This is a genomic window from Exiguobacterium sibiricum 7-3, assembly GCF_000620865.1.
GTDB classification, from domain to species: domain Bacteria; phylum Bacillota; class Bacilli; order Exiguobacteriales; family Exiguobacteriaceae; genus Exiguobacterium_A; species Exiguobacterium_A sibiricum_A.
The window spans coordinates 2,086,603-2,101,491 of the sequence record NZ_KK211190.1 but is presented as its reverse complement, the minus strand read 5'-3'; the positions used below and the strand labels follow the sequence as shown (position 1 = coordinate 2,101,491).

General features: G+C 48.1%; 14 protein-coding genes and 1 other annotated feature (1 of these 15 only partly in view). Of the genes, 12 read left to right on the top strand and 2 right to left on the bottom strand.

All coding sequences use genetic code 11. The features are described 5' to 3' along the window. The 4 genes from P402_RS0111930 (at position 1) to spo0A (ending at position 3,835) form a co-directional block, all read left to right on the top strand. Positions 1-807 (top strand): TlyA family RNA methyltransferase, encoded by an 807-nt coding sequence (locus P402_RS0111930; protein ID WP_026828904.1) that lies wholly within the window; start codon positions 1-3, stop codon positions 805-807. A gap of 142 nt (positions 808-949) precedes the next feature. Then, complete coding sequence (gene ahrC, locus P402_RS0111925) at positions 950-1,399, top strand: transcriptional regulator AhrC/ArgR (RefSeq protein ID WP_012369814.1); 450 nt, start codon at positions 950-952, stop codon at positions 1,397-1,399. 12 nt (positions 1,400-1,411) lie between these two features. Then, positions 1,412-3,118 carry a DNA repair protein RecN gene (gene recN, locus P402_RS0111920; protein WP_026828903.1) on the top strand — a complete coding sequence of 569 codons (1,707 nt, stop codon included), beginning with the start codon at positions 1,412-1,414 and terminating at the stop codon, positions 3,116-3,118. Positions 3,119-3,121: 3 nt separating this feature from the next. Continuing rightward, positions 3,122-3,835, top strand: coding sequence for a sporulation transcription factor Spo0A (gene spo0A / locus P402_RS0111915; RefSeq protein WP_081776648.1), 714 nt, complete (start codon positions 3,122-3,124; stop codon positions 3,833-3,835). Positions 3,836-4,194: 359 nt separating this feature from the next. Here the strand turns inward: spo0A and P402_RS17200 are convergent, their stop codons facing one another. After that, positions 4,195-4,470 (bottom strand): hypothetical protein, encoded by a 276-nt coding sequence (locus P402_RS17200; protein WP_152538834.1) that lies wholly within the window; start codon positions 4,468-4,470, stop codon positions 4,195-4,197. A gap of 228 nt (positions 4,471-4,698) precedes the next feature. Continuing rightward, the gene (locus tag P402_RS0111910) at positions 4,699-4,953 is read right to left on the bottom strand and encodes a DUF2627 family protein (protein ID WP_034769960.1); all 255 of its coding nucleotides are present in this window, start codon (positions 4,951-4,953) and stop codon (positions 4,699-4,701) included. A 121-nt stretch (positions 4,954-5,074) separates the two neighbouring features. Between P402_RS0111910 and P402_RS0111905 the strand changes: the two genes are divergently transcribed. From P402_RS0111905 to P402_RS0111870, 8 genes are all read left to right on the top strand, one after another. Then, on the top strand, positions 5,075-6,730 hold the full coding sequence (locus P402_RS0111905; RefSeq protein WP_026828900.1) for a sigma-54-dependent Fis family transcriptional regulator: 1,656 nt from the start codon (positions 5,075-5,077) through the stop codon (positions 6,728-6,730). A gap of 145 nt (positions 6,731-6,875) precedes the next feature. Then, on the top strand, positions 6,876-7,796 hold the full coding sequence (yqiS, locus tag P402_RS0111900; protein WP_026828899.1) for a phosphate butyryltransferase: 921 nt from the start codon (positions 6,876-6,878) through the stop codon (positions 7,794-7,796). A 13-nt stretch (positions 7,797-7,809) separates the two neighbouring features. Continuing rightward, positions 7,810-8,934: a Leu/Phe/Val dehydrogenase gene (locus tag P402_RS0111895; RefSeq protein ID WP_012369820.1), complete on the top strand. Its 1,125-nt coding sequence runs from the start codon at positions 7,810-7,812 to the stop codon at positions 8,932-8,934. A gap of 17 nt (positions 8,935-8,951) precedes the next feature. Then, complete coding sequence (buk, locus tag P402_RS0111890; protein ID WP_026828898.1) at positions 8,952-10,055, top strand: butyrate kinase; 1,104 nt, start codon at positions 8,952-8,954, stop codon at positions 10,053-10,055. After that, complete coding sequence (gene lpdA, locus P402_RS0111885; protein ID WP_026828897.1) at positions 10,025-11,446, top strand: dihydrolipoyl dehydrogenase; 1,422 nt, start codon at positions 10,025-10,027, stop codon at positions 11,444-11,446. Before buk ends, lpdA begins: the two co-directional genes overlap by 31 nt. A gap of 13 nt (positions 11,447-11,459) precedes the next feature. Further along, positions 11,460-12,473, top strand: a complete 1,014-nt coding sequence (locus P402_RS0111880) for a thiamine pyrophosphate-dependent dehydrogenase E1 component subunit alpha (protein WP_026828896.1) — start codon at positions 11,460-11,462, stop codon at positions 12,471-12,473. Further along, the gene (locus tag P402_RS0111875) at positions 12,470-13,453 is read left to right on the top strand and encodes an alpha-ketoacid dehydrogenase subunit beta (protein WP_026828895.1); all 984 of its coding nucleotides are present in this window, start codon (positions 12,470-12,472) and stop codon (positions 13,451-13,453) included. Before P402_RS0111880 ends, P402_RS0111875 begins: the two co-directional genes overlap by 4 nt. A 13-nt stretch (positions 13,454-13,466) precedes the next feature. Then, entirely contained in the window at positions 13,467-14,750 is a 1,284-nt protein-coding gene (locus P402_RS0111870) for a dihydrolipoamide acetyltransferase family protein (RefSeq protein WP_026828894.1), read from the top strand. A gap of 61 nt (positions 14,751-14,811) precedes the next feature. Then, positions 14,812-14,889, top strand: a binding site (T-box leader); it runs 155 nt beyond the window's last position.

Below are 14,889 nucleotides of genomic sequence, written 5' to 3'. Positions count from 1 at the left end.
ATGGAAACTGTAAAAAAAATCCGCCTAGACGTCTTACTCGTCGAGCGCGGTCTATGTGAAACACGTGAAAAAGCAAAACGGACCATTATGGCAGGTCTTGTATTCAGTGGAACAGAACGATTGGAAAAAGCCGGTGAAAAAGTAAAATCAGACATTGATTTGACGGTTAAAGGTCAGGTCATGCCATATGTCGGTCGTGGTGGATATAAGATGGAGAAAGCACTTGCTGTATTCGATATCGATGTGTCCGGACGGATTGGTCTTGATATCGGCTCTTCAACAGGCGGGTTCACGGATTGCGCCTTACAAAATGGGGCTGCACATATGTATGCGCTTGATGTCGGGTCAAATCAACTGGACTGGAAATTACGTTCGGACGATCGTGTGACGGCAATGGAGAAAACAAATTTCCGCCATGCGACACCAGACATGTTTTCGATTCAGCCAAGTTTTGCGACCATTGATGTCTCCTTCATTTCGCTCCGATTAATCCTTCCGCCCTTAAAAGCCATTCTAGCTCAGGGGGGGGATGTCATTGCGCTCGTCAAACCACAGTTTGAAGCGGGGCGGGATGATGTCGGTAAAAAAGGGATTGTTCGGGATGAACGGATTCACGATCGGGTACTCAAAGAGATGGTTGATTTCTTTGTCCGAGAAGGGTTTTACGTCAAACAATTAGATTTTTCACCGATCACGGGTGGTGAAGGCAATATTGAATTTCTTTTACATGCTCAACTCAAGACACCGGGAATGGAAGAGGCGGTTGATCCACTTGAAACGGTTCGCCTGGCACATGCCGCGTTGTAAGACCAATTGATTTCCAAGCAGGCTCCTTCAAAGATGATGGGGTCTGTTTTTGATTTGGCAGGAATGAATAGGGCAAGCATGGACTTTTATCGAATTATTGGATTACAATAGTATCAGTGAAGAAAAACTGTGAGGTGCAAGGATGACAAAGGGGCAACGGTTAATCAAGATTCGGGAAATCATTACGCAGTCAGAAATCGAAACACAGGATGAACTGGTCGAGGAACTTCGAAATGCAGGGTATAAAGTAACGCAGGCTACCGTCTCTCGAGACATTAAAGAACTCCATCTCGTAAAAGTACCGTTAAATGATGGAAGATATAAATACAGTTTGCCTGCTGATCAGCGATTCAATCCACTTGGAAAGTTACGCCGATTACTCGGAGATAGCTTCATCTCGATTGATTCTGCTCAAAATTTGATTGTCATGCATGTCTTACCAGGGAATGCCAACGCATTAGGCGTCCTCCTGGATCATTTAAATTGGCCGGAGTTGCTCGGTACGGTCTGTGGAGATGATACGATACTAATGATTACACGAAACGAAGAAGCAGCAACGGAAGTGACCGAACGTATTTTAGGAATGTTGTAAGGAGTTGACATGATGTTAGCTGAACTATCGATAAAACAATTTGCAATCATTGACCAGCTACAGATTGATTTTAAAAAAGGTATGACGGTCTTGACCGGAGAGACAGGAGCCGGCAAATCGATCGTGCTGGATGCGATTGGATTACTGATTGGTGGTCGCGGATCAGCTGAATTTGTTCGGTATGGTGAGGACAAGGCTGAATTAGAAGGTCTCTTCATGATTGAAGACGGTCACATGGCATACACGTTAGCCGAAGAGTACGGGATCGACATGGAAGACGGCATGATCATTTTACGACGTGATTTGTTTGCTTCCGGGAAAAGTGTCTGTCGCGTCAACCATAAATTAGTCACGTTGACGATCTTACGGGAATTCGGACGGGCACTTGTCGACCTGCATGGTCAGCATGAACATCAACATTTGATGGAAAGTACGTATCATCAAACGATTTTGGATGATTTCGGACATGCGACGATTTCTCCGATTCTCGAACGGTATCAGGAACGTTTTCAGCAGTATGAAGAAAAACGCGATGCCTTACAAGCGTTGGCGCAAAGCGAGCAGGAATTAGCTCAACGCATCGATTTGTTGTCTTTTCAAACGGAAGAAATCGACAGTGCGAAACTCCGAAAAGGAGAAGAAGAAGAGTTGTTGAGCGAACGAAACCGGTTGGCGAACTTCGAAAAACTTCACGCCTCTCTCAGTGCGGCTTACGATGCGTTGCATGATGAACGACGCGGTATCGATTCCGTAGGAGATGCGATGCGTGAGCTTCAGCAGGCATCAAGTATCGATGATGAGTTTTCTGGTCAAAGTGATACACTGGCGAATGCGTTTTATGCGCTAGAGGAAGTCGGGTATGCGGTCCGTGATCAACTCGAAACATTGGAATTTGATTCGAATCGGCTTGATGAAATCGAACTTCGTCTGTCAGTATTCCAACAATTGAAACGAAAATACGGGGCGACGATTGAAGAAGTCATCGCATACGGGAAAAAAATCGGTGTGGAACTGGATACGATGACGAATCGGGATGAGCGGATTGAGAAACTGAAAACAGAAGTGGAACAGTTGGAAACGGAACTGTTCGAAATCGGTGGCGAGTTGTCACAGGTCCGGAGAAAAGCAGCGCATCTTTTAGGCGAAGCGATTCATCTCGAGCTACGTCAGTTGTATATGGAAAAAGCCCGATTTGAAATTCGTTTTTTACAGGATGGGAAGGTACCCACTTTACGTAGAAACGGAATCGATTTTGTTGAGTTCTATATCATGACTAATGCTGGAGAACCGTTTAAGTCTCTGGGGAAAGTCGCTTCCGGCGGCGAATTGTCGCGTATCATGCTGGGACTGAAATCGATTTTCTCACGTTCAGTCGGTGTGGCCTCGATTATCTTTGATGAGGTGGATACAGGGGTATCCGGACGTGTCGCCCAAGCAATGGCGGAAAAGATTTATCGTCTGTCAATCGACAGTCAAGTGTTGTGTATCACCCACTTGCCTCAAGTCGCTTCCATTGCGGATCAACATTTGTATATTCGCAAAATTGAAGAGACGGACCGGACGACGACACAGGTCAACGTACTGACTGACTCGGAACGCGGAAATGAACTGGGACGGATGATTTCCGGTACACATATGACGGACTTGACATTGCGTCATGCGGAAGAACTGATGGAACAGGCAATGCATATGAAGGAATCGCTTAAAAATGGGGTGTAACAATTGATTAGAGTTGGGATTGCAGATGATAACCGAGAGATGGTCGAATTGATTCGGCAACATCTATCTGCCCAAGACGACATGGAAGTAGTGTGTGTCGCATACAATGGCGAGAGTTGTCTGGAGAAATTGGAACATGTCGAGACGGACGTTCTATTATTAGATATCATCATGCCTCATCTTGATGGGTTAGGGGTCTTGGAGGCATTGATGAATCATGAAAGCAGTCCGGCTGTCATCATGTTAAGTGCGTTCGGAAAAGATGAAGTATCGCAACAAGCGGTTTCACTGGGCGCTGCCTACTTTTTATTAAAACCGTTTAGTTTAGATCAACTTGTCAATAAAATACGCCTGGTCGTTCATGGCGTACAGACGAACCAAATAGAACCGGTCGAAACGAAAGTCGGGACCACGCTACGGGAAATCGGGATTGCTCCGCATATCAAAGGGTTCACGTACTTAAAAGATGCAGTCTTGATGGTGCTGGAACGAGAAGATTTATTGGGGTTGATCACAAAAGAACTGTACCCGATGATTGCCAAAAAACATCAAACAACCTCCTCGCGTGTCGAACGGGCGATGCGTCATGCGATTAAGTCGGCTTGGAAAGAAGGTATGAGTGAACATACCTTATTCAACGGACGGATTGAACAACAGAAAAGTCCCAAAAATTCCGAGTTCATTTCTTATGTGTCAAACCATATGAACGGATCTTAAGTAGAGAGAATCAGGTTTGTACGGATGAAAGCATCCGAATAAGCCTGTTTTTTTTGATTTACAAATAAAAACTGAATATTCACTAAATAAATGTTGCACAAACTGAAATGTTTGTTATAATAAAGGTACCAAATGATTTGGAAAGACGTCAGATGAACGTCGAGTCGAATTGGTTCCCGGAAAACCGTTCAACAAATTTCATCTCAGGTCGCCGCCTGTAAACGGCTCAAGAATGATGGACGACATTCTCTTGGTAGAGTGTTTACCAAGGTATTTCATATCTTTTTTGGATAAGTTATTTCAAACGGGTATGAAGCTTCACGATTTCGAAGCAAGGGAAAAGTGAAGGGTAACGTAAATTAAACGTCCAAGCAAGACCAAGCAAGACCAAGCAAGACCAAGCAAGACCAAGCAAGACCAAGCAAGACCAAGCAAGACCAAGCAAGACCAAGCAAGACCAAGCAAGACCAAGCAAGACCAAGCAAGACCAAGCAAGACCAAGCAAGACCAAGCAAGACCAAGCAAGACCAAGCAAGACCCGCAACAAATACAGTTCGTGAAAAGGAGTGTTGTCTAGCAGTGAATGTTAGCAACCGAATGATCGACTGCGTCAAGCGGATGACATTATGCTTCACCTAGGTCCAAGTAAAGTCAGATAATGGAGTAGCTTCATCTTTCTATCGATCGCTCGATAGCCAAATCTGATTTCTTTCAACCTCTTCATTAAGAGGACAACCTATGGTTTTGAAGTACACGAATAGTTCTACTATGAGAGGAGTTCATCCGTAAGTGAAACCAACTTTATATGAATAAAAGGTCCCGCGCTTGAAATGAGTTCAAGAGATGGGGACCTTTTTGTGTGCTTATTTTTTTTGATACCGTTCGGAAACCTTGCCTCGTTTTCGATCACGATAAAAAACATAACCGGCGACGAAGCCGATCCCACCGATGGCTAACGCTAAGCCGGTGAACCCTTGTAATACATATACATAGGCAGAATCCCCTAGATACCGGAAGGGGAACTGAGCTTTTAGGAAAACACTGTCCCGCATCAGCTTGATGCCAATGGCGCCGATGATACCTGGAATGAATAAAGATAATAAACCGATGATTCGCATGATTGTGACCCCTTTCCAAGCGTATTGTATCAGAAAATCCATATGACTGCGAATTCGATTTGCCCTCCTGTTTTAATACAGGTAGGATAAAGATGTAAGCAGTTTCAAAGGGGGAATCAGAATGCATCATCTCTTGATTGTTGGTGCGGGGCGCGGTGGAACAGAAGTATTACATGCTTTTCAGCGTTCGCCTTTGTTGACGGTTATCGGGGTCGTTGATTCAGACGAACACGCGATTGGTGTTCAACTCGCAAAACGGGGACAGATTCGGGTTGAAAAAACTTGGACGGCTTTTGAGGGCACAGCCATTGATTTTATTATCGACGCGACCGGAGAACACGGTGTGCTTGAACAATTGATTCATTATTTTCCGGACGCAGCGGTTTTACCCGGAGAATTTGTTCGTGTGTTACTTGAACGGCTGGCAGAAAAGGAACGGATGCTCGAAGCAATCATTCATTGTACGAGCGAAGCGATTTCAGTCGCTGATCAAGCGGGTGAAACGATGCTGATCAATCCGGCATATACGCGAATGACCGGTTATACAGAGGATGACGTCATCGGTAAACCGGCAAGTGCTGATATCGGCATGCAGGAATCAGTTCATTTACGGGTGCTGGAAACGGGAGAAAGTGTCCGGGATGCCCGGATGAAAATTGGTCAAGACAGACGGGACATCATCGTCAATGCAGCTCCTGTCGTCGTTGATGGTCAAGTACGGGGGTCAGTCGGTGTCATCCGGGATATCTCGGAAATGAAGGCATTAACAAAAGAATTGAAGGCTGCGAAACAAAAAATCCGGACGCTTGAAGCGAAATACACATTTGATGACATTATCGCTGAAAGCGAATCGATGCGTTTTGTCGTGGACCAGGCGAAGCTTGCAGCGACAATGCCGGTTAATGTCTTAATCCGGGGAGAGTCCGGTACCGGGAAAGAATTGTTTGCCCATGCGATTCATGCTGCAAGTGATCGCCGGTATGAACAATTCGTCCGGGTCAATTGTGCAGCGATTGCACCGAGCCTGCTTGAAAGCGAATTATTTGGTTATGAAGAAGGAGCGTTCTCGGGAGCACGTCGTGGCGGAAAACGAGGATATTTCGAAGAAGCGCATGGCGGCTCATTGTTTTTAGATGAGATCGGTGAATTGCCGCTTGATGTACAGGCGAAATTATTACGCGTGTTGCAGGAAAATGAAGTCGTTCGAGTCGGCGGAGCGAAAGCGGTCCCGGTCGATGTCCGAATCATTGCAGCGACGAATGCGAATCTCGAGCAAAAAATCATTACCGGTGAGTTCCGAGAAGATTTATATTATCGGATCAATCGGTTACCGATTCATATTCCGGCTCTTCGTGAACGGCCGGACGATCTTGCTCCGCTCTCGACGCATCTGTTGCGTAAATTGAATCAAAGTTACGGACGATCCGTCGAACGGGTTTCTGAAGACGCGTTGGACGCCATTCGAAAACAGACGTGGAAAGGAAACGTCCGCGAATTAGAAAATGTCATTGGACGTGCTTTGATTTTTACAGATAAAACGGAACAGGTCTTACGAAAAGGTCATCTGCAACTGGTTGTCCCGACGTCACCGAAACGATCGGAACGTCCAAAAAAAGAAATCAAACACCTTTCGGATGAGATGTCGTACTTGGAAGAACAATTGATTCGGGAAGCCCTTGATGTCGTGAATGGAAACAAGACTGAAGCGGCCAAACAATTAGGGATTTCTTTACGAGCCCTCTATTACAAGGTGGAGCGGTTTAACATCCAATGTTAGTTTGCAACTTTTTGCGTGCAATATATTGCAAAAAAATGCAATTCCATGCAAAAATAAAAAAGTAGATGTTGGTATAGCGTCGTTTTAGAACTGGCATGAAAATTGCTATTAAATAAAGAGAACGACAGGTAAGGGGGGAAATGGCTTGAGGTTTGAACAGATGGTTCAGCAAGCAGCAGGTCTTGAAGATGCAGTCGTTGCGATTGCGTCAGCAGATGATGAAGAAGTAATGGATGCCGTGTCGCTGGCAATTGAGAACAATTTAGCCCGTTTTCATTTGTTTGGGGATGCGACACGCATTCAAAAAATGATTCATGACCGACAGCTGAGGGAGTCACAATTCGTCATCACGCATACAGCCACGGCACAAGAAGCAGCCGAGCGTGCCGCTTATGCTGTCCGCAAAGGGGATGCGGATGTCTTGATGAAGGGACTTGTTCCGACAGCAACGTTCATGAAAGCTGTTTTAAATAAGGAAACAGGTTTACGGTCAGGAAATGTGTTGTCTCATGTCGCGTTGTTTGAAGTACCGGGACGGGAGACTGCCATCGGATTGACGGATGCTGCGATTCATATCGCACCGACACTGGAGGATAAAGTTCACATCATTGAAAACGGAGTGACCGCACTTCGGGCAGTCGGATACTCTTTGCCGAAAGTCGCAGTGCTAGCGGCTGTCGAAGTCGTTAATCCGACGATGCAGGCAACGATTGATGCTGCCTTACTGACTCAAATGAATCGGCGTGGACAGATCAAGGATTGCCTTGTTGATGGTCCACTCGCGCTCGATAATGCTGTCAATTTAGAAGCGGCGAAGCAAAAGGGGCTGACAGGGGACGTTGCGGGGGCAGCGGATCTTCTCGTCGTTCCTCAGATTGAAGTCGGGAATGTGATTTATAAATCATTGATGTATTTTGCACAGGCATCGGTCGCTGCCATTTTGGTGGGGGCGAAGGCTCCCGTCGTCTTGACGAGTCGAGCCGATACGGCAGAAGCGAAACTGTATTCATTAGCCTTTGCTCTACTTAATGCGCAACCTACAAAAAAAGTTAAACAAACAATCTAAGGGGGAATTAACAATGGTCGAAACAAACGTAGAAGCACGATTCAGTATTTTTGAAACAATGGCAATGGAAGATTACGAACAGGTCGTTTTTTGTCACGATAAAGTCTCAGGGTTAAAAGCCATCATCGCGATTCATGATACGACACTTGGACCGGCACTCGGCGGACTCCGGATGTGGAACTATGCGTCGGATGAGGAAGCATTGATTGATGCTTTACGATTGGCAAAAGGCATGACGTATAAAAATGCGGCAGCCGGTCTTAATCTCGGTGGCGGGAAAGCCGTCATCATCGGTGATGCGAAGACTCAAAAATCAGAAGCTTTGTTCCGGGCATTCGGTCGTTACGTACAGTCGTTAAACGGACGTTATATCACAGCGGAAGACGTCAATACGACAGTAGCCGATATGGATTACATCCATATGGAAACGGACTTCGTAACAGGCGTGAGCCCGGCATTCGGATCAAGTGGTAATCCCTCACCTGTCACGGCATACGGTGTTTACCGCGGGATGAAAGCAGCAGCCAAAGAAGTATACGGTACAGATTCACTCGGTGGAAAAACAGTTGCGATTCAAGGCGTTGGTAACGTTGCTTTTAACTTATGCCGTCATCTGCACGAAGAAGGTGCAAAATTGATTGTCACGGACATCAATCAAGATGCGTTACGCCGCGCGGAAGAAGCGTTTGGTGCTTTAGTCGTCGGACCAGATGAAATTTACAGTGTCGATGCTGATATCTTTGCGCCGTGTGCCCTGGGTGCGACATTGAATGATGAGACGATTCCACAACTGAAAGTCAAAATCATTGCCGGTGCCGCAAACAACCAATTGAAAGAAGACCGTCATGGGGACATGCTCCAAGAACGCGGTATTCTCTATACACCAGACTTCGTCATCAACGCAGGTGGTGTCATCAATGTGGCGGACGAACTCGACGGATACAACCGCGAGCGGGCAATGAAAAAAGTGGAACTTGTCTATGATGCGGTAGCAAAAGTCATCGAAATCGCAAAACGTGATCATCTGCCGACTTATCGGGCGGCTGAAAAGATGGCGGAAGAACGGATTGCGACGATGGGCAGTGCCCGCAGCCAGTTTTTACGTCGCGATAAAAACATTCTGGGATCACGCGGTTAAATCAGAGGAGGATTTTAATGAGCGAACGTATTTTAACCATCAATCCGGGTTCAACCTCAACGAAAATCGGAATCTTTGATGGAACAGAGCAAGTGTTTACGAAAACGTTGCGCCATTCAGCTGAAGCGGTCGGAGGACCGCTTTCAGATCAGCTGACCATCAGACGCCAAGTCGTCCTTGATGTATTGGCACAAGAACAGATTGAATTGAAAGCGCTTACGGCTATCGTTGGTCGTGGTGGTCTGCTTCGTCCTCTCGTTAGCGGGACGTACCGGGTCAATCAAGAAATGCGTGAGGATTTGTTGAACGGAACGTTTGGGGTTCATGCCTCGAACCTTGGAGGGCTGCTTGCGGACGAGATTGGTCAGACGCTTTCGATTCCGGCATTCATCGTTGACCCGGTCGTTGTGGATGAACTGGAGCCAATTGCCCGCCTTACAGGCTTACCTGAACTCGAACGGAAAAGTATTTTCCATGCCTTAAATCAAAAGGCAGTGGCGAAGCGGTATGCGAAAGAGATTGGGACACCGTACGAGCAATTGCGGTTGATTGTTGCCCATATGGGTGGTGGAATTACAGTTGGTGCCCATCTGAATGGACGTGTGATCGATGTCAACAATGGACTGGACGGAGAAGGTGCTTTTTCACCGGAACGAAGCGGGTCCTTGCCTGTTGGTCAACTAGTAGAACTATGTTATAGTACCAAGTATAAACTCGAGGAAATGAAGCGTCTGGTCGTTGGGTCAGGCGGACTTGTCGCGCACTTAGGCACGTATGATGCGATTGAAATCGAACGTCGGATTGACGATGGAGATGAAAAAGCCGCTCTACTCTATGAGGCGATGGCATACCGAGTTGCAAAGGAAATCGCAGCCCAAAGTGCTGTTTTATATGGTCAAGTCGATGCTGTCATCTTAACGGGCGGACTCGCATACAGTGACCGATTGACAAAAGCGATTGAAGAACGGATTGCACATATCGGATCTGTCATCCGGATACCGGGTGAAGATGAGTTACGTGCGCTCGCAGAAGGCGTGTTACGTGTACTGCGTCAAGAGGAACAAGCGAAGGAATATGGAGGCGAACTAACATGGCTAGAGAATTCGACGTCGTTGTCCTAGGTGGTGGACCCGGTGGGTATGTCGCAGCGATTCGCGCTGCACAAGCCGGGAAAACGGTAGCAATCGTAGAACAAGGGAAACTCGGGGGAACCTGTCTGCATCGTGGATGTATCCCGTCCAAAGCATTTTTAAAGTCGGCAGCCGTTTATCAGACAGTTAAACACGCCGCTACATATGGCGTCGACGTACCGGAATCGTTTTTGCGATTCGAACAGGTCAAACAACGGAAACAAGAGATTATTGACGGTCTCGAATCAGGCATACAGCATCTGATGAAAAAAGGAAAAATCGAAGTCTTTCATGGCCGTGGTTCGATTCTTGGACCAAGCATCTTTTCACCGATGCCGGGAACGATCAGCGTGGAGCCGGAAGAAGGCGACGGCGAGTTGATCTTACCGCGCCAACTGATTGTCGCGACAGGTTCACGCCCACGTCCGTTGAATGGTCTGGCATTTGATTCCGAGTATGTGCTCAGTTCAGATGAGGCACTCGACATGAATGCCTTACCAAAATCAATTGTCATCATCGGCGGCGGTGTCATCGGGATTGAATGGGCGTCGATGTTGACGGACTTTGATGTCGAGGTCACGGTCGTCGAATTCAGCGATCGAATTTTACCGACGGAAGATCAAGCTGTCAGCCGGGAAGTGGCCCGTCAGCTCAAAAAGCGCGGTGTCAAGATTATGACGAGTGCAGCAGCACAAAGCGACAGCTTCCAGTTAACCGAGTCCGGCGTGACGATTGATGTCGACCGTAATGGGGACAAGACGACGCTTGCGGCAGAGAAGTTGTTAGTCGCGATCGGTCGGATGGCGAATGTTGAAGGCATCGGGCTTGAAAATACGAATATCATCGTCGAAAACGGATTCATCCAGGTGGATGACGAGTTCCGGACGAAGGATAATCACATCTTCGCGATTGGTGATGTCATCGGACGCCTGCAACTCGCGCACGTCGCATCGGCAGAAGGTGCAAAAGCGGTCGAGACGATTGTCAACGGTTCGACGACACCACTGAACTATGCGTTTGTTCCACGTTGTATTTACAGTGTGCCGGAAGCAGCCTCGGTCGGCTTGACGGAAGCTGAGGCTGTCGCAGCGGGACTGGACGTCAAAACGGGGATGTTCTCGTTTAACGGTCTCGGAAAAGCACGGATTGAAGGGGAAGCGGCAGGATTCATTAAACTCGTTTCCGATGCGAAAACGGATGATTTGGTCGGCGTCCATATCGTTGGACCAAAAGCAACTGAATTAATCAGTGAAGGCGGTCTTGCACTTGTTTTGAATGCGACGGCATGGGAAGTCGGACAACTCGTCCACCCACACCCGGCGCTTTCGGAAGCATTCGGTGAGGCAGCACTCGCAGTTGACGGATTAGCGGTTCATGCCTAAGGAGGAAAAACAGATGGAAAAAATAGAATTCAAAGAACTCGTCGAACTGGGTTTGACGGAGCAAGATGCGATTCAAATGTTCGAAACGATGGTCCGGGCACGCAAGATTGACGAACGGATGTGGAAATTGAACCGGGCTGGAAAAATCCCGTTCCTCGTCTCCTGTCAAGGGCAGGAAGCGGCCCAAGTCGGTGCCGCTTACGCGCTTGAAAAAGGGACGGACTATATCTTGCCGTACTACCGCGATTTGGGCGTCGTGTTGCATTTTGGACAGACGTCACGTGACATCATGTTGTCCGCTTTCGCAAAAGCAGAAGATCCGAACTCAGGCGGACGCCAAATGCCGGGTCATTACGGTTCGCGTGCCCTCAACATCGTGACGGGATCTAGCCCGGTGACGACGCAAGTCCCGCATGCCGTCGGGATTGCCCTTGCTGCGAAGATGCGTCGGGAACCGCTTGTCGCCTACGTTTCGTTCGGTGAAGGGTCATCGAACCAAGGGGACTTCCATGAAGGAGCAAACTTTGCCGGCATCCACAAATTACCGGTCATTCTGTTCTGTGAAAATAATAAATATGCGATTTCGACACCACTCTCGAAACAATTATCGGCGAAACACGTTGCCGACCGGGCGATCGGATACGGGATGCCTGGTGTGACGATTGACGGGATTGATCCGCTTGCTGTCTACAAAGCGGTCAAAGAAGCACGTGAGCGCGGTCTGCGCGGTGACGGTCCGACGTTGATTGAAGTTGAAGTCGAACGTCTCGTACCGCATTCGTCCGATGATGATGATAAATCCTACCGTTCAGCCGAAGAACTGGCTGAACTGAAAACACGTGACGGGGTCAAACTGTTCCGTGAAAAATTGATTCAAATGGGTGTCTTGACGGAAGAAACGGCACAAGACATCGAAGCGAAACTTGAACAAGAAGTCGATGAAGCGACGGCGTACGCGGAAGCGGCAGCTTACGATGCACCGGAAAATGCACTCCGTTACGTGTACGATGAGGGGGAAACGAAATGACGACATTAAGTTTAATCGAAGCCATTAACAGTGCCATCAAAGAAGAGATGGAACGTGATGAATCCGTCTTCGTCCTCGGAGAAGACGTCGGCGTCCGCGGCGGTGTTTTCCGCGCGACACAAGGATTACTGGAGCAGTTCGGGGAAGAACGTGTCATCGACGCGCCACTCGCTGAGAGTGCGATTGCCGGAGTCGGAATCGGTGCTGCGATGTACGGGATGCGTCCGATTGCTGAAATGCAGTTTGCGGATTTCATCATGCCGGCCGTCAACCAGATCGTCAGTGAAGCGGCAAAAATCCGTTACCGTTCGAACAATGACTGGTCATGCCCGATCGTCATTCGCGCACCGTTCGGCGGAGGGATTCACGGCGCCCTTTATCATTCCCAATCCGTCGAAGCGATGTTCAATTCGACGCCGGGCTTAAAAATCGTCATTCCGTCTAATCCATATGATGCTAAAGGTTTGCTGAAAGCAGCCATCCGTTCCAACGATCCGGTACTGTTCTTTGAACATAAACGCGGCTACCGTCTGCTCAAAGGCGAAGTGCCGGAAGGAGACTATACTGTTGAAATCGGTAAAGCCGATGTCAAACGGGAAGGTGAAGATTTAACGGTCATCACGTACGGTCTTTGTGTCCAGTTCGCCCTTGAAGCAGCAGCACGTCTTGAGAAAGACGGCATCGATGTTCATATTCTTGATTTACGGACGGTTTATCCGATTGACCGGGAAGCGGTCGTCGAGGCAGCCCGAAAAACCGGTAAAGTCTTGCTCGTGACAGAGGACAACAAAGAAGGCAGCGTCATGAGTGAAGTGTCGGCGATCATTGCGGAAGAAGCACTGTTTGATCTCGATGCGCCAATCGAGCGTCTGTGCGGTCCGGATGTCCCGGCGATGCCATACGCGCCGACGATGGAAAAATTCTTTAACGTCTCGAGCGAAAAAATCGAAGATAAAATCCGGACGCTACACGCGTACTAAGGGGGAAACGTCAATGAAAACCGAAACATTAACGATGCCACAACTTGGTGAGAGTGTAACGGAAGGGACGATTTCCCTCTGGCTCGTCAAACCGGGTGATACGGTCAAAAAATATGATCCGATTGCGGAAGTCATCACCGATAAAGTGACAGCGGAAGTCCCGTCGTCCTTCGACGGTGTCATTGATAAACTGTTAGCAGAAGAAGGGGACACGTTGCAAGTCGGGGAAGCGATCGTGACCTTGCAGGTCAGCGGCGGATCGACAGAAGTCGCAGCAACGGAAGAAGCCGTTCCGGCGGTCGCAGAAATACCGGTCTCAAGTGATCAATCGATGAAGAAACGTTATTCACCGGCCGTTCTTAAATTGTCTGCCGAGCACGGCATTGATTTGGAGCAGGTCTTGGGAACGGGGGCCGGTGGTCGGATTACCCGGAAAGACCTTCTCAAAATCATCGAAACCGGACAAATCGCACAACCGGATACGGTCGAAGCACCGACGATTGAATCGGTTCCAGCAGCAAAACCAGCCGAGCAACGGGAATCATCGCAACCGGAACGTCCGCAAGCAGCCAAACTGACAGCAAGCACGACGGAAGCCGGAGACATCGAAATTCCGACGGCCGGTGTCCGCCAAGCAATCGCAACGAACATGGTCCGCTCGAAACAGGAAGCACCGCATGCCTGGTTAATGATTGAAGTCGACGTGACGAACCTGGTCGAAGCCCGGAATCGTCATAAAGATGCATTCTTTAAACAAGAAGGGGTCAAATTGACATTCCTTCCGTTCTTCATGAAAGCAACCGTTGAAGGATTAAAGAAACATCCAATCATGAATTCGACGTGGGCGGGCGACAAGATCATCCAGAAAAAAGCAATCAACTTGTCCCTCGCGGTCGCGACGCAAGAAGCCTTGTTCGTACCGGTCGTCAAAAATGCGGATGAACTCAGCATTAAAGGACTGGCCCGGGCAATTGATGATTTCGGCAAACGGGCGCAAGCCGGACGACTGTCGTCAAGTGAGATGCAGGGCGGAACGTTTACGGTCAACAATACCGGATCATTTGGATCGATTCAGTCAGCACCGATTCTGAACTTCCCGCAAGCAGCGATTTTGTCGGTCGAATCAATCGTCAAACGTCCTGTCTGGGTGAACGGCATGTTCGCAGCACGCGACATGGTCAACCTCTGTATGTCGATTGACCACCGGGTGCTCGACGGACTTGTTGCCGGTCAGTTCCTGCAGACGGTCAAACAAGCACTCGAGTCAATCGACCCGAATCAACTGTCTTTATATTGATTGAGACAAATCTATTGACAGAAAACGGTTTCCCACGTAACATAAAAAACAATTAAAGAAAACAGACGCAATGACGAAGAAAAGTAACCTATGAAACGATTGAAGAGAGCTGATGGATGGTGCGAATCAGTATCGGGAA

Excerpts from the sequence above, each read along its gene's own strand:
- P402_RS0111930 (WP_026828904.1), top strand. The coding sequence starts at position 1 with ATGGAAACTGTAAAAAAAATCCGCCTAGACGTCTTACTCGTCGAGCGC.
- ahrC (WP_012369814.1), top strand. The coding sequence starts at position 950 with ATGACAAAGGGGCAACGGTTAATCAAGATTCGGGAAATCATTACGCAG.
- recN (WP_026828903.1), top strand. The coding sequence starts at position 1,412 with ATGTTAGCTGAACTATCGATAAAACAATTTGCAATCATTGACCAGCTA.
- P402_RS0111910 (WP_034769960.1), bottom strand. The coding sequence starts at position 4,953 with ATGCGAATCATCGGTTTATTATCTTTATTCATTCCAGGTATCATCGGC.
- P402_RS0111905 (WP_026828900.1), top strand. The coding sequence starts at position 5,075 with ATGCATCATCTCTTGATTGTTGGTGCGGGGCGCGGTGGAACAGAAGTA.
- P402_RS0111895 (WP_012369820.1), top strand. The coding sequence starts at position 7,810 with ATGGTCGAAACAAACGTAGAAGCACGATTCAGTATTTTTGAAACAATG.
- buk (WP_026828898.1), top strand. The coding sequence starts at position 8,952 with ATGAGCGAACGTATTTTAACCATCAATCCGGGTTCAACCTCAACGAAA.
- lpdA (WP_026828897.1), top strand. The coding sequence starts at position 10,025 with ATGGCTAGAGAATTCGACGTCGTTGTCCTAGGTGGTGGACCCGGTGGG.
- P402_RS0111880 (WP_026828896.1), top strand. The coding sequence starts at position 11,460 with ATGGAAAAAATAGAATTCAAAGAACTCGTCGAACTGGGTTTGACGGAG.
- P402_RS0111875 (WP_026828895.1), top strand. The coding sequence starts at position 12,470 with ATGACGACATTAAGTTTAATCGAAGCCATTAACAGTGCCATCAAAGAA.
- P402_RS0111870 (WP_026828894.1), top strand. The coding sequence starts at position 13,467 with ATGAAAACCGAAACATTAACGATGCCACAACTTGGTGAGAGTGTAACG.